At 47.3% G+C, this 22,851-nt stretch carries 26 protein-coding genes; 16 read left to right on the plus strand and 10 right to left on the minus strand.

The window, feature by feature from the left end:
* The first annotated feature begins 262 nt into the window (after nucleotides 1-262).
* On the plus strand, nucleotides 263-1,093 hold the full coding sequence (locus tag CVV77_RS09970; RefSeq protein ID WP_100275305.1) for an NAD(P)H-hydrate dehydratase: 831 nt from the start codon (nucleotides 263-265) through the stop codon (nucleotides 1,091-1,093).
* A 13-nt stretch (nucleotides 1,094-1,106) separates the two neighbouring features.
* Here CVV77_RS09970 and CVV77_RS09975 read toward each other — a convergent pair whose 3' ends face one another.
* Complete coding sequence (locus tag CVV77_RS09975) at nucleotides 1,107-2,480, minus strand: cytosine permease (RefSeq protein ID WP_100275306.1); 1,374 nt, start codon at nucleotides 2,478-2,480, stop codon at nucleotides 1,107-1,109.
* Nucleotides 2,481-2,692: 212 nt separating this feature from the next.
* Between CVV77_RS09975 and sigY the strand changes: the two genes are divergently transcribed.
* The 6 genes from sigY to CVV77_RS10005 are packed head-to-tail and all read left to right on the plus strand — an operon-like array spanning nucleotide 2,693 to nucleotide 5,597.
* Nucleotides 2,693-3,229: an RNA polymerase sigma factor SigY gene (sigY, locus tag CVV77_RS09980; protein ID WP_100275307.1), complete on the plus strand. Its 537-nt coding sequence runs from the start codon at nucleotides 2,693-2,695 to the stop codon at nucleotides 3,227-3,229.
* A complete protein-coding gene (locus CVV77_RS09985; protein ID WP_088111825.1) occupies nucleotides 3,222-3,542 on the plus strand; it encodes a YxlC family protein in 321 nt (106 codons plus the stop codon). Before sigY ends, CVV77_RS09985 begins: the two co-directional genes overlap by 8 nt.
* Nucleotides 3,539-3,745: a sigma Y negative regulator YxlD gene (gene yxlD / locus CVV77_RS09990; RefSeq protein ID WP_019259859.1), complete on the plus strand. Its 207-nt coding sequence runs from the start codon at nucleotides 3,539-3,541 to the stop codon at nucleotides 3,743-3,745. Before CVV77_RS09985 ends, yxlD begins: the two co-directional genes overlap by 4 nt.
* Nucleotides 3,742-3,930, plus strand: coding sequence for a sigma Y negative regulator YxlE (gene yxlE / locus CVV77_RS09995; RefSeq protein WP_003218770.1), 189 nt, complete (start codon nucleotides 3,742-3,744; stop codon nucleotides 3,928-3,930). Before yxlD ends, yxlE begins: the two co-directional genes overlap by 4 nt.
* A 6-nt stretch (nucleotides 3,931-3,936) precedes the next feature.
* Nucleotides 3,937-4,824, plus strand: coding sequence for an ABC transporter ATP-binding protein (locus CVV77_RS10000; protein WP_003236133.1), 888 nt, complete (start codon nucleotides 3,937-3,939; stop codon nucleotides 4,822-4,824).
* Nucleotides 4,821-5,597 carry an ABC transporter permease gene (locus tag CVV77_RS10005; RefSeq protein WP_100275308.1) on the plus strand — a complete coding sequence of 259 codons (777 nt, stop codon included), beginning with the start codon at nucleotides 4,821-4,823 and terminating at the stop codon, nucleotides 5,595-5,597. Before CVV77_RS10000 ends, CVV77_RS10005 begins: the two co-directional genes overlap by 4 nt.
* On the opposite strand, the gene CVV77_RS10010 is transcribed toward CVV77_RS10005, so the two are convergent.
* Both CVV77_RS10010 and katX read right to left on the minus strand, forming a co-directional pair.
* Nucleotides 5,594-6,796 (minus strand): MFS transporter, encoded by a 1,203-nt coding sequence (locus CVV77_RS10010; RefSeq protein ID WP_100275309.1) that lies wholly within the window; start codon nucleotides 6,794-6,796, stop codon nucleotides 5,594-5,596. The genes CVV77_RS10005 and CVV77_RS10010 overlap by 4 nt on opposite strands.
* A 103-nt stretch (nucleotides 6,797-6,899) precedes the next feature.
* Entirely contained in the window at nucleotides 6,900-8,543 is a 1,644-nt protein-coding gene (katX, locus tag CVV77_RS10015; RefSeq protein ID WP_100275310.1) for a catalase KatX, read from the minus strand.
* Between the two features lie 127 nt (nucleotides 8,544-8,670).
* Between katX and CVV77_RS10020 the strand changes: the two genes are divergently transcribed.
* From CVV77_RS10020 to licH, 7 genes are all read left to right on the plus strand, one after another.
* The gene (locus CVV77_RS10020; protein WP_003236124.1) at nucleotides 8,671-9,261 is read left to right on the plus strand and encodes a DNA-3-methyladenine glycosylase; all 591 of its coding nucleotides are present in this window, start codon (nucleotides 8,671-8,673) and stop codon (nucleotides 9,259-9,261) included.
* 28 nt (nucleotides 9,262-9,289) lie between these two features.
* The gene (locus CVV77_RS10025; RefSeq protein ID WP_009968374.1) at nucleotides 9,290-9,448 is read left to right on the plus strand and encodes a hypothetical protein; all 159 of its coding nucleotides are present in this window, start codon (nucleotides 9,290-9,292) and stop codon (nucleotides 9,446-9,448) included.
* Nucleotides 9,449-9,610: 162 nt separating this feature from the next.
* The gene (licR, locus tag CVV77_RS10030; protein WP_100275311.1) at nucleotides 9,611-11,536 is read left to right on the plus strand and encodes a transcriptional regulator LicR; all 1,926 of its coding nucleotides are present in this window, start codon (nucleotides 9,611-9,613) and stop codon (nucleotides 11,534-11,536) included.
* A 128-nt stretch (nucleotides 11,537-11,664) separates the two neighbouring features.
* Nucleotides 11,665-11,973: a PTS lichenan transporter subunit IIB gene (licB, locus tag CVV77_RS10035; RefSeq protein WP_003218755.1), complete on the plus strand. Its 309-nt coding sequence runs from the start codon at nucleotides 11,665-11,667 to the stop codon at nucleotides 11,971-11,973.
* Nucleotides 11,974-11,988: 15 nt separating this feature from the next.
* On the plus strand, nucleotides 11,989-13,347 hold the full coding sequence (gene licC, locus CVV77_RS10040) for a PTS lichenan transporter subunit IIC (RefSeq protein ID WP_019259851.1): 1,359 nt from the start codon (nucleotides 11,989-11,991) through the stop codon (nucleotides 13,345-13,347).
* Nucleotides 13,348-13,365: 18 nt separating this feature from the next.
* Entirely contained in the window at nucleotides 13,366-13,698 is a 333-nt protein-coding gene (gene licA / locus CVV77_RS10045; RefSeq protein WP_019259850.1) for a PTS lichenan transporter subunit IIA, read from the plus strand.
* Entirely contained in the window at nucleotides 13,695-15,023 is a 1,329-nt protein-coding gene (gene licH / locus CVV77_RS10050) for a 6-phospho-beta-glucosidase LicH (RefSeq protein ID WP_019259849.1), read from the plus strand. Before licA ends, licH begins: the two co-directional genes overlap by 4 nt.
* 30 nt (nucleotides 15,024-15,053) lie before the next feature.
* Here the strand turns inward: licH and CVV77_RS10055 are convergent, their stop codons facing one another.
* The 7 genes from CVV77_RS10055 to CVV77_RS10085 all read right to left on the minus strand — a co-directional run bounded on the left by CVV77_RS10055 (nucleotide 15,054) and on the right by CVV77_RS10085 (nucleotide 21,425).
* Nucleotides 15,054-16,145, minus strand: a complete 1,092-nt coding sequence (locus CVV77_RS10055) for a branched-chain amino acid aminotransferase (protein WP_100275312.1) — start codon at nucleotides 16,143-16,145, stop codon at nucleotides 15,054-15,056.
* Nucleotides 16,146-16,286: 141 nt separating this feature from the next.
* A complete protein-coding gene (locus CVV77_RS10060; protein WP_100275313.1) occupies nucleotides 16,287-17,045 on the minus strand; it encodes an SDR family oxidoreductase in 759 nt (252 codons plus the stop codon).
* Between the two features lie 86 nt (nucleotides 17,046-17,131).
* Nucleotides 17,132-18,310 carry a D-alanyl-lipoteichoic acid biosynthesis protein DltD gene (gene dltD, locus CVV77_RS10065; protein WP_100275314.1) on the minus strand — a complete coding sequence of 393 codons (1,179 nt, stop codon included), beginning with the start codon at nucleotides 18,308-18,310 and terminating at the stop codon, nucleotides 17,132-17,134.
* Nucleotides 18,310-18,546 (minus strand): D-alanine--poly(phosphoribitol) ligase subunit DltC, encoded by a 237-nt coding sequence (gene dltC, locus CVV77_RS10070; protein WP_003227325.1) that lies wholly within the window; start codon nucleotides 18,544-18,546, stop codon nucleotides 18,310-18,312. Before dltC ends, dltD begins: the two co-directional genes overlap by 1 nt.
* Before the next feature lie 16 nt (nucleotides 18,547-18,562).
* Nucleotides 18,563-19,750: a D-alanyl-lipoteichoic acid biosynthesis protein DltB gene (dltB, locus tag CVV77_RS10075; RefSeq protein WP_003236105.1), complete on the minus strand. Its 1,188-nt coding sequence runs from the start codon at nucleotides 19,748-19,750 to the stop codon at nucleotides 18,563-18,565.
* On the minus strand, nucleotides 19,747-21,258 hold the full coding sequence (gene dltA / locus CVV77_RS10080) for a D-alanine--poly(phosphoribitol) ligase subunit DltA (protein WP_003236103.1): 1,512 nt from the start codon (nucleotides 21,256-21,258) through the stop codon (nucleotides 19,747-19,749). The genes dltB and dltA overlap by 4 nt, the downstream gene beginning before the upstream one ends.
* A gap of 17 nt (nucleotides 21,259-21,275) precedes the next feature.
* Complete coding sequence (locus tag CVV77_RS10085; RefSeq protein ID WP_003227330.1) at nucleotides 21,276-21,425, minus strand: teichoic acid D-Ala incorporation-associated protein DltX; 150 nt, start codon at nucleotides 21,423-21,425, stop codon at nucleotides 21,276-21,278.
* Between the two features lie 149 nt (nucleotides 21,426-21,574).
* Between CVV77_RS10085 and CVV77_RS22010 the strand changes: the two genes are divergently transcribed.
* Both CVV77_RS22010 and CVV77_RS10095 read left to right on the plus strand, forming a co-directional pair.
* Nucleotides 21,575-21,709: a hypothetical protein gene (locus tag CVV77_RS22010; protein WP_032731716.1), complete on the plus strand. Its 135-nt coding sequence runs from the start codon at nucleotides 21,575-21,577 to the stop codon at nucleotides 21,707-21,709.
* A gap of 161 nt (nucleotides 21,710-21,870) precedes the next feature.
* Nucleotides 21,871-22,806, plus strand: coding sequence for a 1,4-dihydroxy-2-naphthoate polyprenyltransferase (locus CVV77_RS10095; protein ID WP_003236099.1), 936 nt, complete (start codon nucleotides 21,871-21,873; stop codon nucleotides 22,804-22,806).
* The last annotated feature ends 45 nt before the right edge of the window (nucleotides 22,807-22,851 follow it).

The raw sequence follows: 22,851 nt of genomic DNA on the forward strand, positions 1-22,851 counted from the left end.
AGCATGTCGACAAACCCTCGCATTCGTTGTCAGTCCTGCGCGTTGGTGCTCCCGAATTATAACATTCGCTCCGCTCCAATGCTCGTCCTTCCTAGACTTCAAGGGTTTTCAATCACGCTGAAAAGATGACAAAATCCTAAAACAAAAACTGTTTCAGGATTTTGTCAACAATCTGGAAGACAGCCCCTGAGGCTGTCATTTTTTTGTTTGAAATAAAGAAGGTACAGGAAAAATAGGAAGAGAAAGAAGAGGAGGGATAGAGATGAATGTTCCAATTTGGACGGAAGAGCATGTGAGAGCCTCGCTCCCTGAAAGAGATGCGGAGAGCCATAAAGGAACGTACGGTACGGCTTTGCTGCTGGCGGGAAGCGACGACATGCCGGGCGCAGCGCTTCTTGCGGGGCTTGGGGCGATGCGGAGCGGTCTCGGAAAGCTTGTCATCGGCACGTCTGAAAGCGTGATCCCGCTGATTGTTCCTGTTTTGCCCGAGGCGACCTATTGGCGTGACGGCTGGAAAAAAGCAGCGGACGCTCAGCTTGAAGAGACGTACCGGGCCATCGCCATCGGATCAGGGCTTCCGCAAACTGAAAGCGTACAGCAGGCAGTTGATCATGTGCTTGCGGCGGATTGCCCCGTTATTTTGGATGCCGGAGCACTGGCGAAGCGTACGTATCCGAAACGGGAGGCGCCTGTCATCCTCACGCCGCACCCGGGCGAGTTTTCCCGCATGACAGGGGTGCCGGTGAAAGAATTACAAAACAAAAGAGCGGAATACGCAAAGGAATGGGCGGCTCAGCTTCAGGCTGTCATTGTGTTAAAAGGAAATCAAACCGTTATCGCGTTTCCCGATGGTGATTGCTGGCGCAACCCAACCGGAAACGGGGCGCTCGCCAAGGGCGGCACCGGCGACACGTTGACCGGCATGATATTAGGCATGCTCTGCTGCCATAAAGATCCGAAGCATGCCATATTAAACGGGGTTTATCTGCACGGTGCGTGCGCCGAGCTCTGGACGGACGAGCACTCCGCCCATACGCTGCTTGCTCACGAGCTTTCTGACATGCTGCCTCGCGTGTGGAAGCGGTTTGAATAATAAAAAGCTGTCTTCATAGAGAAGACAGCTTTTCTTGATAACCCGCTCGTTTTTTCAGGCGCGGTTTCATCAATACATAATAAAGAACAGAAGGAACGGCTAAGCCGACAATCCATGCGATGTCTCCGCCGCCAAACATTTTGGCCAGCGGTCCGATGTAAAAGGATGTATTGATAAACGGGATTTCCAGCAAGATGGACAGAACGAACGCAATCGTGGTGATCCAATTGACTTTTCCATACGGCCCGTTCACATCGAACATGGCTTTGACTTGATACTTTCCGTGGCGGACGAAGTAGTAATCGACTAGATTAATTGCCGTCCAAGGAATTAAGAAATAACTGATGAAAAAGATAAAATTCAAAAACAGCTCCATAAAATTGCTTTGCCCGAGAAGGCTTAAGACTGTGCCGACGAGCGTGACGCCGAGGATCATGATGATTCTGACTTTCGGCGTGACCTTTAATTTCAGAAACGGCTCAAGCGTTGTTGTCGTAGACATGAAAGCCCCATACAGGTTAAAGACATTGATCGCCATTTGCCCAAATAACACAATGATCAGCATAATGAACGAGAAGGGGCCGAACAATTGGACAATCTGGCTGCCTGAGTTTGCCGTAAAGTCAGGAAGTGCCGTCGTCAGTAAAGCACCGAGCAGCATCATCCAGATGGAGCTGACAGATGTACCTGCATAGCTGTACCAAAATGTTTGAGAAGCCGGTGTTTTAATTGGCAGATATCTTGAATAGTCGGCAACATACGGTGCGTATGCAAGCTGCCACGTCGCGACTGCGCTGACCGCCACCAAGAAAATTGGGAGATCAACCGCTCCGGGAATCCAGCTGCCTGCCGGAATCGGCAATTGAAAAATGAGTATCGTTGCAGCAAAAAATACAGCAAAAGAGGTCCAAGAAAGGATTTTTTGCATTTTGTGAATCAAATCATGGCCGAAAATGGTGAGCAAAAAACATACGGCACTTAAGCCTATAATGCTCCATGATCCCGGGATGGGAACAAAGCTGCTTAAGGTTCCAGCCGCCAGAATCGTACTGCTTGCGAAGAAACCAAGGTAGATAAACATGACTAGGAAGAGGGGAAGAATCGCTCCAATTACGCCGAATTGGGCACGGCTTTGAATCATTTGCGGGATGCCAAGCTGAGGGCCTTGCGCGGAATGAGACGCCATAAATATGGCACCGATTAAGGTTCCGCAAATAATAGCGGCAACACTCCAAAACAGATTAAGTCCCATTGCAACGGGAATCGTGCCAGTCACTAACGTGGTGATATGCATATTAGCCCCGAACCATACGGGAAATAAATCTTTCGCTTTACCATGTCTTTCTTCATTCGGAATATATTCAATCGTTCGCCTTTCTACTTTCAATGCATCGTCCTCCATATTGGATGTTTTTTTAAAATCGACATAAAGTCATAGCTTAACAGACTATGAGGGGGTTTACAAATACGGATGTGCAGCCAAACGATCGGGAAGCCTGATCTGTCAATGGCTGAAAAGAATTGTAAAAAAGCTGAACGCTTTTGAATCCGGTGTCGTCTTATAAGGCAGAAAAACAAAAAAAGGGGGGATCGCGGCCATTGGATACACATGAAGAACAGCAGCTGATTCAGCAGGCGAAAGAGGGAAACGACGAAGCGTTTACAGCTCTTTTTCACTATCATTATTCTTTTTTATATAAATATTTGCTGAAACTTTCCTTTCATCCTGACCTCAGCGAGGAGCTTGTTCAGGAAACCTTTTTGAAAGGGTACATTCATTTAAGAAGCTTCCAAGGCCGTTCCAAATTCTCCACGTGGCTGATTTCTATTGCATCCAGGCTCTACCTCGATCACCAGAAAAAGAGAAAGAGAGAATGGAAACGGAATCAGACAGTTACGGAGGAAGCAATCCGCAAGATCAAGTGGGACGTGTCAGTGAAAGGGGCAGAATGGAGCGAAACGCTTGATCTATTTTCAAAGCTGGACCCTAAACTGCGCACGCCAGTTTTATTAAGGCATTACTACGGCTATACCTACGCCGAAATCGGGCTGATGCTGCAGATCAAGGAAGGCACGGTGAAGTCCAGAGTGCATAAAGGGCTCCAGCAAATCAGAAAGGAGTGGGACGATGAATAAAGAAAAGCGATCTCTTCATTTAAAATCAGAATTGCAGAAAATTGATGAAACAGCCAATCCCTCTATACCGAATCAAAAAGAACTGCTTTACCAGCTGTCACAAATGAAAGCTGAACGCAGAAGAAAACTGCTAAAAGAGATCATCTTATTTGTATTCTGCGCGCTGATGGTTGTGAGTGCGGCGATCCTGGCATTCACTCAAGCTCCCGCTGTGTTTATTGTACTTCAGGTTTGTGTGCTTGCTACCCTGCCGATTTTGATTGTGGCCGAGAAAAAAAGACAGCTCGGGGAATGCGAGGTGGAGCGCCGATGACACAAACAGAAATGATCATAACGGCTGCGGCTTATCTCATCGTATTGGCGCAGGGAATCTTTTTATTTATTGATGCGAAAAAACGAAATCGTATGGCATGGGTTTGGGGGATTGTCGGACTGATTACAGCACCGATGCCTCTGATTTGCTATTACTTTTTTGTCATTAGGCCGGACCGGAAGAAAAGGGGGATTAAGCAATGAATATTTCTTGGGAAATGATTTTGCCGCTGATTGTATTGCAGCTTGTGCTGGCGGTGTTCGCTCTCATCAGCTGTATAAAGGAAGAGCGGACAAACGGGCCAAAGTGGATGTGGGCTGCAATCATTGTATGTATCAATATTATCGGGCCGATTTTATTTTTTACCGTCGGCAGAAAGCAAAGGTGAGCGGGCATGCTGTCTATTGAGTCATTATGTAAATCGTATCGGCATCATCGGGCTGTCAAGAATGTCAGTTTTCACGTGAATGAAAACGAGTGTGTCGCACTATTAGGCCCTAATGGCGCCGGTAAAACCACAACGCTGCAAATGCTGGCCGGGCTGCTTTCGCCAACCTCTGGAACCATCAAGCTGTTAGGGGAGAAAAAGCCGGACCGGCATTTGATTGGGTACCTCCCGCAGTATCCTGCTTTTTATTCATGGATGACCGCAAACGAATTTTTAACATTTGCCGGAAGACTGTCCGGTCTTTCGAAGAAAAAATGCCAAGAGGAAATCGGCGGGATGCTGGAATTTGTCGGCTTGCAGGAATCCGCGCACAAAAGGATCGGCGGCTTTTCAGGCGGCATGAAGCAAAGACTCGGTCTGGCACAGGCCCTGCTCCATAAACCGAAGCTTTTGATATTGGATGAACCGGTTTCTGCACTTGATCCGTCAGGACGGTTCGAGGTGCTGGACGTGATGCGGGAGCTGAAGAAGCATATGGCTGTTCTGTTTTCTACACACGTTTTGCACGATGCGGAGCAGGTGTGTGATCAGGTGGTGATCATGAAAAACGGAGAGGTTTCATGGAAAGGGGCGTTACAGCAGCTGAAAAAACAGCATCAAACGAACGTTTTCACCCTTACTGTAAAAGAGAAACTGAAGGGCTGGCTTGAAGAGAAGCCTTACGTATCAGCTATTGTCTATATGAATCCGTCCCAAGCTGTTTTCGAACTGCCAGATATACAAGCTGGCCGGACATTGTTGAGTGATTGTATCCGAACGGGATTGACCGTCACCCGTTTTGAACAGAAAACGGAGTCTCTTGAAGACGTCTATCTAAAGGTGGTGCACGCATGAAGGTGATGATGACGTTATTGCAGAAAGAATGGCTGGAAGGGTGGAAAAGCGGCAAGCTGATCTGGCTGCCGATTGCGATGATGATCGTGGGGCTCACACAGCCGCTGACCATTTATTATATGCCAGAAATCATTGAACACGGAGGAAACCTTCCTGACGGCATGAAAATCAGTTTTACGATGCCTTCCGGGTCTGAAGTGATGGTCAGCACGCTTTCCCAATTTAACACGCTTGGCATGGCTCTGATCATTTTCAGCGTTATGGGCAGCGTAGCGAATGAAAGAAATCAAGGCGTAACGTCGCTGATCATGTCGCGGCCTGTGACTGCAGCCCATTATATCGTGAGCAAATGGCTCACCCAAAGCGTGATCGGCATCGCGTCGTTTGCAGCTGGATACGGGCTTGCTTATTATTACATCTGGCTGCTGTTTGAGGACACATCATTCAGCCGTTTTGCCGCAAGCCTTGGACTTTACGCTCTTTGGATCATGTTTATTGTGACTGCTGGCCTTGCCGGAAGCACGATGTTTCGGTCTCTCGGAGCAGCCGCGGCTACCGGTATCGGGCTGACAGTAGCAGTTTCCTTTGCTGTTTCGCTATTTCCTGATGGTGCGAAATGGCTTCCGGCTGCGCTTTGCAAGCAGGCGGAGCATATCCTTCTTCATGGAGAGAGAGCGGATTTCTTCGGATGGTCGCTCACATTCTCCATTTTGTGCATCATGCTTCTGGCCATGTTTTCTGTGTGGCGCTTCCGGCGGTATGAAAGCTATTAATTGATCATGTTACGCATTTTCACGAGCATCACAAGAAAGGCGGCAAATGCCAGTAACCCGGCTCCATAAAAAACCTCCGCAAGCCCGAAAAGCTGTGCGGTTTTTCCGGCAAGAAGGGGTCCGAGGAAGATGCCCAGCGCATAAAACGATTGATAAAACCCCATCACTGACATTTTCAAACGGGCGAAACTGATATCGACGACACGGCTTAGCAGCAAAGGAAATATGAAACCGAGCGCAAGCCCGATGCAGGCGTGTGTGATGCAAACAGTGAACAATGTAGCTGAAAAAGGAACGAATAGCAAACAGACTCCGGTGACAGCAAAACTGATGAGCATCACAAAGTAAGCAATTCGGCTTGTGAAGCGCAGAAACACAAAGCTTAGTGTGGCGGCTGCGTGAGGGAGGAAAAAAGCGCTCATCACCCAAAGCAGCTCCGCGTCACCCATTCCGAGCTGATTAATGAAAAGCGGCGTAAATCCAAACACTGTCATAAATAACACCGCATGAGCTGTCATAGAGAGGATGGTGAAAAGCTTCAGCTTCGGCAGCCGCAATGTGTCTTTGATGTATTGCGGCACACGAATTGTGTCGCGGTTCACTGGAGGAGCCGACGGGTCTTTAATAAAGCAGCAGATCACCAGACCGGCTGCCGAGGCTGCCAGCGCCATCCAAAACGGGACCTGCCTGCCTAAATGGGCTGCCGCAAGCCCGCAGAACACAATGCTGACAAACTGAGGCATGACGGTGAAAAACTGCATGATGCCCATTGCTTTTGACGCATTGCTATTGTTGAAATAGTGCGCGTATAAAATGGTCGCCATTACCCACATAGAAGCGGTTATCCCCGCAAACAGCCGCGCGGCCAGCACGAAGAAGAAAGAGTCAAACATCAGAAAAAGCAGGCTGCTGAGGACGGAAAACCCAAACCCGGCAATTAACAATTGCTTGCGCAGAGAAAACAGGATGTCTGACAGAAGGCCGAGCGGGAATCGCAGAAGGATTTGCGTGACCCCGTAGCTGCCGAGGATGATGCCGATTGCGCCGTATGAAAAGTGCAGATCCTCCAAATACAGGCTGAATACAGGCACATAAATATAGCCTGAAAACCAAAAACAAAACACCATACATAAAAAAACGGCGTGATCTAAAGCGCCGATTGTTTTTTTCTGAGGAATCATATCCTGCTGTAATTCCATCGTTTCTCTCCACCCCCTTTCCTTCCAGTACAACACAACTGCTGAAAGCGTTTCAATAGAAAAATAAAAAAACAGGACTTCAAAAAAGTCCTGTTCGCTGTTTTTAATATGGGTCAGACGGATGGCTTTCCTGTTCAGCCTGTTTTGCAGCCTGTTCCGTTTCTGTTGTGCCGATCGGTCCGTTGCTGTTGTTCTCGGAGGCCTTTTTCAGTCCTTCTGCCACGCGTTTCCCGTAGTCCGGATCAGCTTTTGTGAAATTCTCAATCATCTGATCCTGGATTTCTTTGCGGCATGTAGAAAGCGTATTAACCAGGTTCGTGATCAATTCGTTCCGTTCAAATTCAGTAAATCTCCGGTATGTTTCTCCGGCCTGTCCGAAGTTGTTCGTTCTGTCGATCGCCTCACGCTTTACATCGCCCTCGACATGCGGCGTATGATCTTTTCCATCCTGCTTCGCTTCTTTCAGCCCGCCCATAATGGAGGGCTCATAGTTGACGTGCGGGTTTTGGCCTTCTGCTCTATCCACCCGATATTGCATTTGCCCGCCTTCCTGGTTGGTGGCGACATGTTTTTTCGGCGAGTTGATCGGAAGCTGCAGGTAATTTGCGCCTACACGGTAGCGCTGCGTATCAGAGTAGGCAAACGTCCGGCCCTGAAGCAGCTTATCATCTGAGAAATCAAGCCCGTCAACAAGCACTCCCGTTCCGAAAGAAGCTTGCTCCACTTCCGCATGGTAGTTTTCCGGGTTTTTATTAAGCACCAATTTGCCGATCGGCTTCCATGGGAAATCGTCTTTATACCACAGCTTTGTCGGATCGAGCGGGTCAAAGTCCAGTTCGGGATGCTCATCATCGCTCATAATTTGGGCATACACTTCCCACTCCGGATAATCTCCATTTTCAATCGCTTCATACAAATCTTGTGTTGCATGGTTAAAGTTTTTCCCTTGAATCTCTTCCGCTTCCTTCTGTGTCAGGTTGCGGATGCCCTGCTTCGGTTCGAAATGGTATTTCACGAGAACGGCCTTGCCTTCCTCATTCACCCATTTATAGGCGTGTACGCCTGAACCCTGCATTTGCCTGTAGTTGGCCGGAATGCCCCAAGGCGAAAACAAGAAGGTGATCATATGTGTCGCTTCAGGAGACTGAGAGATGAAGTCGAAAATACGTTCACCATCTTGGATATTGGTCACTGGATCAGGCTGAAATGCGTGCACAAGATCCGGAAATTTCAGCGGGTCGCGGATAAAAAAGATTTTCAGGTTGTTCCCGACTAAATCCCAGTTTCCGTCGTCGGTATAAAGCTTAACGGCAAAACCGCGCGGGTCTCTCAATGTTTCAGGTGAGTGTTTTCCATGATTCACCGTAGAAAAACGGACAAATGCCGGTGTTTTCTTGCCTTTTTCCTGAAAGAGCTTAGCCCGGGTGTATTTTGAAATCGGTTCGTCTCCAAAGCTTCCGTACGCTTCAAAATACCCGTGTGCACCCGCTCCTCTGGCATGAACAACCCGCTCAGGAATGCGTTCACGGTCAAAGTGGCTGATTTTTTCGAGAAAATCATAGTTCTCAAGTGTTGTAGGCCCTCTATTCCCGACAGTTCTCACATTTTGGTTGTCAGTGACAGGGTGCCCCTGTCTGTTCGTTAAGGTATCCTCTGACTCGTTTTTCCCGGACGTCTTATGAGAAAGCGTATCCTCGCTGCTTTGGGCATTTGTTCCGTGATGTTTTTTCTGATGATCATCATTCATTGGTTGACCCTCCTTTATTAACGGTAACAATATTCCCTGAATGGAAAGATTTTAAAACAGCCGTTTTTTTTCAGTTGCTTCGGGAATGGTACAATGTACAAAAATCGGTAAAAGGAGAGTTCGATTCGTGACGAGAGAAAAAAATCCGCTGCCCATCACGTTTTACCAAAAAACCGCTCTTGAGCTTGCCCCGTCGCTTCTTGGCTGCCTTCTGGTAAAAGAAACAGATGAAGGCACAGCGTCAGGCTATATTGTGGAAACAGAGGCCTATATGGGCGCCGGAGACAGAGCGGCCCACAGCTTTAACAACCGCCGGACGAAGCGGACTGAGATTATGTTTGCGGAAGCCGGGCGAGTGTATACATACGTGATGCACACCCATACGTTGCTGAATGTCGTTGCCGCAGAAGTGGATGTTCCGCAAGCGGTATTAATCAGGGCGATTGAGCCTCATGAAGGCCAGCTGTTAATGGAGGAGAGAAGGCCGGGCCGGCGTCCGAGGGAATGGACAAACGGGCCCGGAAAGCTGACGAAAGCGCTTGGCGTCACGATGAATGACTACGGACGCTGGATCACGGAACAGCCGCTTTACATTGAAAGCGGGTACACACCGGAAGAGATTTCTACCGGCCCGCGCATCGGCATTGACAACAGCGGAGAGGCGCGCGATTATCCGTGGCGTTTCTGGGTGACGGGAAACAGGTACGTGTCACGTTAGCATGTTTAAGCAAAAGGCAATCAGGGGAATGGTTGAGAAAAAAGAAGGGAGAATCGGAGCTTTGAAAAAGATGATCAAAACCGTTATCAAATGGGCGCCTGTCATTTACCCGATTGTTCGAAAAATCATGAAGGATCGCAAGGCGTCCAAACAAAAGAACATGTCCGCTTCCCGAACAGCCGGATGAATCCGGCTGTTTTTTTATGGGTCAGTTTTCCCTCTTGTCCCTCCGATGTTCATTGACTTGCCATTCGCCCCATTATAGAATTTATATACATTTCGCATTCCTTCATCATCCTTTCTGCCTATTCGCTTTATCCCTGCATCTACTTGATAGGAGGTTTTTCTCATGCTTCATGGGCGACTTCGTGATATTTTGCGCTTGCTGATGGCGGCTGAAGCCCCGGTGACAAGCTCGTTTTTTGCCGCGAAATTAAACGTGACGACGCGGACGGTCCGCAATGATATAAAGGAATTGCAAGGCGTGCTAAGCGGTCATGGTGCCTTTGTCCAATCGGTAAGAGGCTCTGGTTACAAACTCCGTATTCACGACGAGCAGACATTCAGAATGCTGCTGCAAGATGTGTTTCAGCAAAAAAAGGGCCTGCCGGTGTTGCCGGAGGAGAGAATGGCCTATCTCATGAAACGTCTGCTGCTGGCGGAGCATTACCTCAAGCTCGATGAACTGGCTGAAGAACTATTTATCTCAAAATCTACACTCCAAACGGATTTAAAAGAAGTAAAGAAACGTCTGCTGCCCTATCGCATCGTCATGGAAACACGCCCGAATTACGGCTTCAAGCTGCGCGGGGACGAGGTCCAGATGAGGTACTGTATGGCAGAGTACATTGTCGATGAAAGAGAAACAGAGATTGATGTTCTGAATGAAAAGGCTGATATATTGCCAGATGAAGAAATCGAAATCATCCGTTCCGCCATCCTGAAAAAAATCAAAAACGACCGCATCCCTCTGTCTAACTTAGGACTGAATAACCTCATCATCCATATTGCCATCGCTTGTAAACGGATCAGAACGGAAAACTACGTATCTCTTTTCCGGGAAGATATGGAGCATATCCTGGATCAAAAAGAATACCTGGCTGCCGAAGCCATCGTAAAGGAGCTGGAATCAGCACTTGCCGTTACGTTTCCGAAAGAGGAGACGGCCTATATCGCCATGCATCTCCTCGGCACAAAGCGAATGACACAACCACAATGCGGGGAGGATACATTTTCAATAGACGAAGAAACCGATCAGCTGACATTTGCTATGATAAAGGCCGTTGATCGTGAGCTGAAGCTCGGAATCCTGCATGACAAAGAGCTGAAAATTGGCTTAGCGCTCCATATAAAGCCGGCAATCAGCCGCAACCGATATGGCATGAACCTGAGAAATCCGATGCTGGCAGCGATCAAGGAACACTATCCTCTCGCTTTTGAAGCCGGGATCGTTGCCGGAATGGTGATAAAGGAACAAACGGGCATCGACATTCATGAAAACGAAATTGGTTATTTGGCCCTCCACTTTGGCGCAGCGATTGAACGAAAAAAAACAGAAAGCCCGCCGAAACGCTGCATCATTGTGTGCGCATCAGGTGCCGGGAGCGCTCAGCTACTGCGTGAAAAACTCCGCTCCCATTTCGGCAAACGGCTCGATATTCTAGGAACTGCTGAGTATTACAGTCTTGACCAGATGTCCTATGAATCTATTGATTTTGTCATCAGCACCATCCCGATCAAAAAAGAGCTCCCTGTACCAGTGCTGAAGGTCAACACACTCTTGGGCGGAACCGACTTTACAAAAATAGAATCCATTTTGAGTGATGAAAAAGAAAAAGCAGCCCGCTACCTGAAAAAAGAACTCGTGTTTTTCCAGAAGGATCTGCGCTCAAAAGAGGAAGTGATTCAATTTTTAGGGCAGAAAGCAGTTGATTGCGGCTATGCTGAAAACGAAATCATAGAATCCATTTTTGAACGAGAAGACATGTCGCCAACGTGTTTTGGCAATCTTGTTGCCATACCGCACCCGCTCGTTCCGCAGACAAAAACAACATTTTGGGCCGTTTGTACGCTCAAAAAACCGATAGATTGGGAGAATCAGCGTGTTCAATTTGTCTGTTTGCTTTGTGTCGAAAAGGAGAACAAAGCGGATTTGCAAAGCATGTATAAACTGCTTGGCAGCATTTTGGATGACCCGGCGGCGGTGAACCAGCTGATCAAATGCCGTTCGTATCAAGAGCTTTCGGATGTGTTTGACCAAAAAATGCTGAACTGACAGCCTGTATATACCTTTTTTCCGTTTCCTGCGGAAAAACCTTGAGTGTTTATGAAAGCGATTTCATAATATGATGATATCAACAACAGGACATGACAAAATTGATCAAACTCTAGGGGGTCTTTTACATGAATATATTACTCGTTTGTGCAGCAGGCATGTCTACTAGCTTACTGGTGAGCAAGATGGAAAAAAGTGCGCAGGAACAAGGAAAAGACTATACCATTTGGGCAGTTTCAGGTGATTCTGTACAAAATCATATTGATAAAGCGGATGTATTGCTTCTCGGCCCGCAAGTCCGTTATATGCTTCCGCAGCTGAAAAAACTAGGAGAGTCAAAGGGGGTTCCGGTAGACGTCATTAATACCGTCCATTATGGCACGTGCAACGGGGCAGAAGTGCTGAAATCGGCTGAACAGCTTGGACATGTGTCATAGAGAGGGGCGGGCTATGTGAATAAAGTCAATCAGATCTTAGAAGAAAAGGTCATGCCTATAGCGGGAAGAATTGCGGGACAGCGCCATTTACAGGCGCTGCGTGACGGTATCATTCTTACGATGCCGCTGATTATCATCGGTTCCTTTTTCCTCATCATCGGCAACCTCCCGATCCCGGGATACGCTGAGTTTATGGCAAAAACGTTTGGCAGCGCCTGGTCTGAAAAGCTGGCCTACCCAGTTGACGCCACCTTTGAAATTATGGGTCTGGTCGCCGCGTTCGGCATCGCCTACCGGCTCGCCGAGAAATACGGTGTTGATGCCTTGTCGGCCGGAGCTATTTCACTTGCGGCATTTTTGTTAGCGACACCGTATCAAGTGCCGTTTACGCCTGATGGTTCGACGAAAGAGATGATGGTCAGCGGCGGGATTCCGCTTTCACTCATGGGAAGCAAAGGCCTGTTTGTCGCCATGATTATCGCGATGGTATCAACAGAGATTTACCGCTTCATTATCCAGCGCAATTTGGTCTTCAAAATGCCGGACGGCGTTCCGCCGGCAGTCAGCAAGTCATTTGTCGCGTTAATCCCCGGCTTTGCCGTCGTCTTCCTGATTTGGGCAGCCCGGCTGATTGTTGAAGCAACACCGTTTGAAAGCCTTCATAATATTGTAAGCGTTTTACTGGGAACGCCGCTTTCCATTCTTGGCGGAAGTCTAGGGGGCAGCCTCGTTGCGGAAGCCGTCAAAATGCTTTTATGGGCCTGCGGCCTTCACGGCGCCAATATTGTCGGCGGCGTCATGGCACCGATTTGGTACGGCGCCATGGATGCCAACCGAATCGCGTTCCAAGCCGGTGAGGAACTGCCTAAGATTTTCACCCAGCAGTTTTTTGATATCTGGATCAATATCGGCGGAAGCGGCGCTACGTTGGCACTGGTTGTCACGATGTTCCTGCGCGCACGAAGCAAACAAATGAAGCAGCTCGGAAAGCTTGCGATCGGGCCTGCCATCTTCAATATTAACGAACCGATTATTTTCGGAATGCCGATCGTCATGAACCCGATGCTCTTGCTTCCGTTTATCATCACGCCGCTTGTCACAGTGACACTCACATACATCGGAATGAGCACCGGCCTTGTTGCCAAACCGGCGGGTATCGCAGTTCCATGGACCATGCCGCCGATCTTTTCAGGCTATCTGGCGACAGGGGGAAAAGTCTCAGGTGCGGTCATGCAAGCCATTAATATCGCCGTATCCTTTGTTGTCTACTACCCGTTCTTTAGAATGTGGGATAAACAGAAGCTGAAAGAAGAAAACGATCTGGAGCTCGTCCAAACGCCTGCAGCATCAGATGACAAAGAAGCGGCTCTGTAGAGAAAGGAAGTGAATCGCGTGAATGAGAAAATGGAGCAAATCATTTTTCAAATTATCCTTCACGGAGGAAACGGAAGGAGCTCCGCAATGGAGGCCATTGCCGCTGCGAAAAGCGGTGACGCAGAAGAAGCGCGGAAAAAGCTTCAAGAATCCGGAGAAGAATTAACAAAAGCCCATCATTATCAGACAGAGCTGATCCAAAATGAAGCGGGCGGAGAAAAAACGGAAATGACGCTTCTGATGGTGCACGCACAGGATCATTTAATGAATGCGATGACAGTGAAGGATCTGGCGGCGGAGTTCATTGAGTTATATGAAAAAATCACTGAGCAAAGGGGAGCAAGCATATGACAAAAGGATTGAAGATTGTAACGATTGGCGGAGGTTCAAGCTACACGCCAGAGCTCGTGGAAGGGTTCATTAAAAGGTATGATGAGCTGCCTGTCCGTGAATTATGGCTCGTCGATATCCCTGAGGGCGAAGAAAAGCTGAATATTGTCGGCACGCTCGCCAAACGGATGGTTGAAAAAGCCGGCGTCCCGATCGACATTCACCTTACGCTCGACCGGAGAAAAGCGCTGAAAGACGCAGACTTTGTCACGACTCAATTCCGCGTCGGTCTTCTGCAGGCAAGAGCCAAGGATGAACGCATCCCATTAAAATATGACGTCATCGGCCAGGAAACGAACGGCCCGGGAGGCCTGTTTAAAGGGTTGCGAACGATTCCGGTCATCCTTGAGATCGCAAAGGATATCGAAGAGCTCTGCCCGAATGCATGGCTCGTCAATTTCACAAACCCTGCCGGCATGGTGACAGAGGCCTTGCTTCGCTACTCTAACCTGAAGAAAGTCGTCGGTCTCTGTAACGTTCCGATCGGCATCAAAATGGGTGTAGCCAAAGCGCTTGACGTAGATGTGAACCGCGTAGAAGTCCAATTCGCCGGATTAAATCACATGGTGTTCGGGCTGGATGTTTTCTTGGACGGCGTCAGTGTGAAGGATCAAGTAATCGAAGCGATGGGTGATCCGAAAAACGCAATGACGATGAAAAACATCTCAGGAGCAGAGTGGGAGCCGGAATTTTTAAAAGCGCTCGATATCATCCCTTGCGGCTACCACCGTTACTACTTCAAAACGAAAGAGATGCTGGAGCACGAACTAGAAGCATCACAAACGGAAGGCACCCGGGCTGAAGTTGTGCAGAAGGTCGAAAAAGAGCTGTTCGAACTTTACAAAGATCCGAACCTTGCGATCAAACCGCCGCAGCTGGAAAAACGGGGCGGTGCTTACTACAGCGATGCAGCGTGTAACTTGATCAGCTCCATTTACAATGATAAACACGACATTCAGCCGGTGAACACGGTCAATAACGGCGCAATCGCCAGCATCCCAGACGATTCCGCGGTTGAAGTGAACTGCGTGATGACGAAAAACGGCCCTAAGCCAATAGCTGTCGGCGACTTGCCGGTGTCTGTCCGGGGCCTCGTTCAGCAAATCAAATCCTTTGAGCGTGTCGCGGCAGAAGCGGCGGTCACAGGCGACTATCAAACAGCACTCCTCGCCATGACGATTAACCCGCTCGTTCCATCCGACACTGTGGCCAAACAGATTTTAGACGAAATGCTGGAGGCGCACAAAGCGTACCTGCCGCAGTTCTTTAACAAAATTGAAGCGTAAAAAAAGCCGGCCCAGTGGCCGGCTTTTTTCTTATTTGCTTTCAGTCAGCGCTGCAACTTCAGTCGTCCATCCGAACTCATCCGCGACAGTGCCTTTTTGAATGCCTGTAATCGTGTCATATAGTTTTTTTGCGATTTCTCCTGTTTCACCGTTGTTAATCGACAGTGTTTCATCCTGCCAGATCAGCTCACCGACCGGGGAAATAACAGCAGCTGTACCGGTTCCGAAGGCTTCTTCAAGGATGCCGTCTTTATGGGCTTGGATGACCTCATCAATCGCAATTTTCCGTTCTGAAACGGAAAGGCCCCAATGCTTAAGCAAGGCGATGACGGAATTGCGCGTAATGCCTTCCAGGATGCTTCCGTTCAGCATTGGTGTTACAATTTCACCGTTGATTTTGAAGAAGATGTTCATGCTTCCGACTTCTTCGATGTATTTCTTTTCAATCCCGTCCAGCCAGAGTACTTGAGAAAATCCTTTCTCTTCGGCTACCTGCTGCGCTTTTAAGCTTGAAGCGTAGTTCCCTGCGGTTTTGGCATTTCCCGTTCCGCCTTTTACCGCACGGACAAATTCACTTTCAACAGCGATTTTGACCGGCTTGATGCCTTCTTTGTAATATGAGCCGACCGGAGAAAGAATGATAAAGAGCTTATACGTATGAGATGCCGCAACACCAAGGAAAGGCTCGGTGGCGATGATGAACGGACGGATATAAAGGGACGTGCCCTCCGCATTCGGAATCCAGTCTTTATCGATCGCAACAAGCTGTTTTAAGCCTTCGAGAACCTGTTCTTCATCGATTTGCGGGATGCAGAGGCGGTCGTTTGATTGATTCAGGCGCTCCATATTTTTTCCCGGTCTGAAAAGCAGGACATGGTCATCCTCTGACACGTAAGCCTTTAACCCTTCAAACACGGTTTGGCCGTAGTGATATACCATTGCCGCTGGGTCCATTGAAATAGGTTGATAAGGAATGATTCTTGGGTCGTACCATCCTTTATCCGCCGCGTAGTCCATTACAAACATGTGGTCTGTAAACACTCTTCCGAACGAAAGCTGATTTGGGTCTGGTTTCGGTTTTTTTGTTGATGTCAATTCAACACGAATCGTTTGTTTAGTCATGGTCAATCTCCCTGCTGTTAAATTGTTTATATTATCAAACTTATTTGAAAATAATTTATATTCTATTGTATACCTTCAACAAATATTCGCAATAGGTTTGCTCAAATTTGTAAGAAATTCATAAGAAAAAAGCAGGAGAAATTAATTCTCCTGCGTGTTCATTTGTTCGAACACCCTGTCATAATCGGCGCGAGTGGCATTCCGAAGGCCTTCGACACGTTCATTTGTAATCTCTTGTTTGCCTTCTTTCAAGCCGTCCAAGAAATATTGAACATATTCTTCAGCTGAAATGCCCCGGTATGTCAGGCCTTGTTTATCGCGTGATTTTTGGTTTAATCCCGTGTCCACCATAGGAGGCGCCATTTCAATCACTTCCACGCCCGTATCGCGAAGCTGGTGTCTGAGCGTAAGCGAGAATGAGTGAAGCGCCGCTTTTGTTGCACAGTACACCGGATAAACAGCTAACGGGTTAAACGCAAGCCCCGACGTGACCTGAACAATTGCCGCGTCGGGCTGCTTCATCAAATGAGGTGTGAAAAGAGCTGATAAATGGACAGGCGCTTGGAAATTAAGTTCAATTTCATCTCCGTCCTCAAAAAGCTCCTCTGTCCCTTTTTTGAAGTCGATCTCCTTTTGGATGCCGGCGTTGTTGACGAGAACATTCAGGTTCGGAAATTCCTTTAGAGCCCATTCAAACAATGCTTCCCGCTGTGAACGGTCTGCAACATCACATTGCTTTGTATGGATGTTTGGGAGCTGCTGCTTCGCTTCTGAAAGCCTCGCTTCGCTGCGTCCGCAAATAATGACTTCATTGCCAAGTTCCAGCAGGCGCTTGGCCAGTTCAAGCCCGATGCCAGCGGAACCCCCTGTAATTAAAACCGTATTGCCTGTCATCTTCATTGATGTACACCTCTTACTAGTTGGCTGTGATTCCTTTACTATTTCAAATCTTAGCAGGAAATATGCAGCCGCGTCCTACGAGATGCTCAGGATGAAGTGACTTTTCCGGTTTTATAAAATTCGTCAATTGCTTTATCGACGTACACCCAGCCTTTCCAGCCGATGTGGATGGTATCTTTCATGAAATACGGGTCATATTCATGTCCTGAAAAATCAGCAACCTGGAAGCCCTTCGCTCTAATCTGTTTATTCACTTTTTTGTAATAGTCGGTGCGGCCTTTTTTCGGGAAGCCTGTGTAGTCGTACCATTTTCCGTTAACAGGGATGGTGACAAACATAGGCTCTGCACCCGCATCCTTCAGGATATCAAGCATCATTTCAAAGTCGCCGTATTCCGGTGACACCGCATACGATCTTCCTTTGTTTTTCCCTTTCAGCTTTGGCACTTTCGGCTTCAGCTTTTTATAAACTGGATTGTCGATATGAAAATCGTTAGATCCGGAGTGGCGTTTGCCTGATTGATCTGCGAGTTTATTTAATTCAGACCATGACTTATCCTTTACTGACTGCGAGATATAACGCTTTGGCCCGGATGATTCCGTCGCTGAATAATACATGTCTTTCTTTTCCAGCATGCTGTAATAGACTTTTGCCGCCGGCTTCAGCGCGTTTGCTTTCCATGTCTGGCCGTTTACCATTGCTTTGTACAGCTCGGAAAGAATCGCATCGTTTTGCACGGCCTTAAAGCGCAGCATGCGTTTCATCATTTTCTTTTTCACATCAGGGTCGATCTGCTCGTTAAATGCCAAATCTAGCCCTTGCAGCGCAGAATAGTTCGGCGCGAAATGCTGTTCATCAGACCCGCGCTTAATAAACCATTGCGGAGACACGATGAATACGATTTTTTTGCCTTTCAGCTGATCCATATGGGCAGCGAAGTTTAAAGAATGAATCAATGACTGGGACCCGCCTTTGCCGACAAGGTATGGCGTGAACCCCTCATTGTTTACTTGAAAATAATTAGATGGGTGGAACTCGTCCAGCCGGGAAAGCTCAGAAGACCCGTAAATCGGAAGATATGCCGGATCTTTGAGCATTTGATCTTGTAAATAAAGCCCTTGAAACATACTTGGGTTCAAGGCTGTTGCTGACTCTTTCACCCGTTTATCGGTGATGAAGCCTGTCAGCCATGAAGATGGAATTGCGATGGCGCCTGCGAATAGAATAAACGCCAAAATAATTGGACCGAAAAAACGCTTTTTCATTATTTCAACTCAGACAGCTGATTTACAATGTTGTTAGGCGTATTCCAAACATCCCGGTCAAATTCAGTGATCGGCACTAAAATATCAAAACGGTTTTCAATCGCAAGCAACAATTCTACTGTTCCAAAAGAATCAAGCAAACCTTCTTCAAAAATTTCAATATCAGGATTTTCCTTTACGATGTCATCCTGGCAAACCTCTGCTAAAACGTCTAATACCTCTTGTTTAAAATCCATAGCTTTCTAATCTCCTTTAATGGTGGTGATGAAATAATTTTCCTGAGAAAATATAAAACCCGAAGCAAACAAAGTGGAACGTGATCACAATAGCGAGAACGGTTGTCCAGCGGTTGGACGGCAGCCATTTATATTTCTTATTCCACTTCTCGAAAAAGTTGTAACACGTCATCAGCACGGCGTGATAGAGGCCGTAGATGATATATTGCGGCGCAAGCCCGTGCCAAACCCCCATCAGCATAAACAGCAGGAAATACCCGATGTTTGAGACAGCCATACGGTTTTTGATCCACTTTTTCTTTGTCATCCAAAATACGAATCTCATAAACACATAATCTCTAAACCAAAATGACAGAGACATATGCCAACGATTCCAGAAATCTTTAATATTTTTACTGATAAACGGTTTATTAAAGTTTTCCGGTGATTTAATGCCCATGATATAGCTGACCCCGACGGCAAACATCGTGTAGCCGGCGAAATCAAAGAATAAATACATGCTGTAGCCGTACATGTACAGCAGGTTCCCAAGAATCTTATTGTGCGTGATCGCGGGAAGATTCATGATGAAGTACGTATTGATTGCATAGCCGATAATAAACTTGTACAGGAAACCGATAAAGATCTTATGAATCCCTGTATACAATAGGTCGGCGTATTCTTCTTTCGTCCAAGCCTTCTGTTCATCCTTGACGAACCGGCGGTATCTGTCGATCGGGCCGGAGGAAATCGTCGGGAAAAACAGGATGAAATACAGCAGGCGGTGCAGCGGCAGCTGTTCCTTCAGCAGACCGTCTCTTGCTTCCATAATCAGCTGAACGCCTTTAAAGGTTAAATACGAAATCCCTAAAAAGCTGATCAGGTTATGCGGCGGGTGATGCGGCTGCGGGTGTGAAAGAAACGGCCATATTTTTGACAAGAATAAAGGCAGAATCGCCGCGATAACAGCTCCGCAAAAGACAAAGCCGCTGTTCGCTTTCTGCCGGTACGCCAGATAGCCGCTGATCAAGAGCACCTGCCATATCGTAAACAGACACAGTGCGATGACCCCATGTAAGTCGTGCGAAAAAATTAAAGCCAATATAATGATAGATATGAACATGTTGTATGCTTGAAATCTTTTTCCGTTCAGGCCGAGAATGATCGTCGGCAGAAGAAGAATGCCAAGCAGTATAAAGAATAAAAACGAGCTGTAAGGCGTCATACAAGAACCTCTTCGCCGATGCGCTTCCGGTCAATTTTGCCGTTGGCCGTCATTTGAATGTGATCCTGATAGATGAATTTTCTCGGGATCATATACGCCGGAAGGGAAGCGGCAAGCTCTTTTTTAATGGCGCTTGTCAGCTGGAACTCCTTCTGGAACTCATGCTCTTCAGGCACAACAGCAGCGATCAGGTACTCGACTGTTCCGTTTGGCTGATACGGAATCACAACAGCAGAACGAACGTACTGAGACTGTCTGACATGGAACTCAATTTCCTCAAGCTCCATTCGGTAGCCGTGAAGTTTAATTTGGAAATCCAAACGTCCTTGGCAGAAAATCTGACCATCTTGGATATAGCCAGCATCGCCAGTCCGGTATGCCCACTGTCCTTCATAAGAGAAAAACGCTTTTTCCGTCAGCTCCGGCTCACCAAGGTAGCCTCGGCTTACGCTCGGCCCTGCAATGACGATTTCTCCTTTTTCTCCATCAGGAAGCGGCTGTCCCTGTTCATCCATAATGAAAATGTTCATATCTGGCTTGGCGAAGCCGACTGGAAGCGATTCGTTGCGGCTGATGACGTCACTTGTAATTTCAACGGATGTGACAGCCACTGTCGCTTCAGTCGGACCGTACGTATTAAAGATTTTTGCTTTCGGGAAACGCTCAAGCAGCGCATTTGCCACAGAAACCGGTAGAACCTCTCCGCAAAACATAAATGTGTCTGCATCTGGCAGCAGGTCTTGTGAAAAACCTGGGTCCATCAGGCACATCTGCACAAAGGAAGGCGTTGATGTCCACACATTCAGCCCGGACTTCTTCAGCTCTTCGAATAAGATTTTCGGCTTATTCACAGCATCCTTTGTCACGCAGTGTAAAGTCCCGCCTGATTGAAGGCATGGATAAAGATCCATGACAGATAAATCAAATGAAAACGGCGCTTGGTTTAAAAATGTTTTTCCTCCGTTGACTGGAAAGTCTGCACAAATCCAGTCTGTGAAGCTTTGAAGATTCGCCGCGGAAATCTGAACGCCTTTTGGATTTCCTGTGCTTCCGGAAGTGTAAATGATATAAAACGTCTCGTGTTCCTTGACCCATTGATCTTGGCTGACAGAGCCGCCTTCGTTTTCCAGCAGTTCTTCTGCTGAAACCGTCTGAATCTGCTGGCTGTCTGTATCAATTGGAAGCCCGGCTGCATTGATCAGCAATTCTGCTCCAGAGCTTTCGATAATTTTCGCAATCCGCTCGGACGGAATGGACAGATCAACCGGAATATAAGGATGTCCCGCTTTGACGCTTCCTAAGAAGGAAACGATCATGCAGGGCTCCATATGGCCGTACACAAGGATAGGAGATTTCTTTTCCCCAGAAATGCGTTTTTGAATCGCGGCAGCCGCTCGGTCAGACTGCTCCCATAATTCCTGATACGTGAGCGACTGGCCTTGAGAGCGGAAGGCATCGGTTTGCGGATAAGATTCCGCATGTGTTTGAATAGCATGTAAAAGTTTCATAGTTATTCTCTCTCCAATTAGAAATCGTTATAAATATATGAACCGGTATTCGCGGTGTGAAAACCATACATAAAAAACAAAACAAGCAGTATCATCAAATAAAATCCTGTATGACATGTCCACTTGACAGCGGGCTTTTCATACAGCTGTTTCATCAATTGCAGCATATCAAAAATTCCCTTCCCGTTTTTTCGACAATCACATGAGTATTTGACGATTAGATGCTCAAAAAGTTTCATTTTTTCCCTAATCTCCCTCAAATTAATATATCGGCGTCTGCTTTTGAAAATGAAACTTTATACCTGCAAGGGCAAGAATGGAAAGTCTCGAGCTGATTTATAATAAAGGAAAACCTACATGGAGTCAAAAGATCTTTTTAACTTTTAAAAAGCGTAATGTACTTAAAAAAATTTTTCTGTACCTATTCGTTCGGGTGAAAGCAGAAACCTAATGAAATCGGGGCGGAAAGAGTATAATAAGAAAGAAAACGCCTTCTTGCGGTATCTTGTGAAATGAGGGAGAAGTCATTATGATAGATAAGGAAGCAAAAGGAGTTTTTATCAAGCTGCCGGCTGAAAAAAAGTAAGCCTTTTAATAGAAAGGAAGAGGAAGATGAACCAAACAAATAAGGGTGAGGGTCAGACAGCGCCGGAAAAAGAAAGCATGGGGCAGATCCTTTGGCAGTTAACCCGTCCTCATACGTTAACCGCATCGTTTGTGCCTGTGCTGCTCGGAACGGTTTTGGCGATGTTTTATGTGAAGGTTGATCTGCTGCTGTTTCTGGCTATGCTGTTTTCTTGCTTATGGATCCAAATTGCGACGAACTTATTTAATGAATACTACGATTTTAAACGCGGGCTAGATACAGCAGAATCTGTCGGAATCGGAGGTGCGATTGTACGCCACGGAATGAAGCCAAAGACGATTTTGCAATTAGCCCTCGCATCATACGGGATTGCCATTCTGCTCGGTGTCTATATTTGCGCGAGCAGCAGCTGGTGGCTCGCTGTGATCGGCCTTGTCGGCATGGCGATCGGATACCTGTATACAGGCGGGCCGCTGCCGATTGCATACACGCCGTTCGGCGAGTTATTCTCAGGCATTTGCATGGGTTCAGTGTTTGTGCTGATTTCGTTTTTCATTCAGACAGATATGATCAACACACAAAGCATTTTGATTTCGATCCCGATTGCGATTCTTGTCGGCGCGATTAACCTGTCGAACAACATCCGCGATATTGAAGAGGACAAAAAAGGCGGACGCAAAACATTGGCGATTTTGATGGGGCATAAGGGAGCTGTCACTCTCTTGGCTGCGTCGTTTGCTGTCGCTTATATTTGGGTTGTCGGCTTGGTCATTACCGGTGCCGCAAGCCCGTGGCTGTTTGTCGTCTTTTTGAGCGTGCCTAAGCCAGTTCAGGCAGTAAAAGGATTCGTCCAAAAAGAATTGCCGATGAATATGATTGTTGCAATGAAATCAACAGCCCAAACGAATACATTTTTCGGATTCCTGCTATCGATCGGATTATTGATCAGCTACTTCCGATAAAAAGAAAGACCGCCCGTTTCGTGCGGTCTTTTTTTGTTACAATCG

The organism is Bacillus sp. SN1 (assembly GCF_002796895.1).
Classification (GTDB): domain Bacteria; phylum Bacillota; class Bacilli; order Bacillales; family Bacillaceae; genus Bacillus; species Bacillus inaquosorum.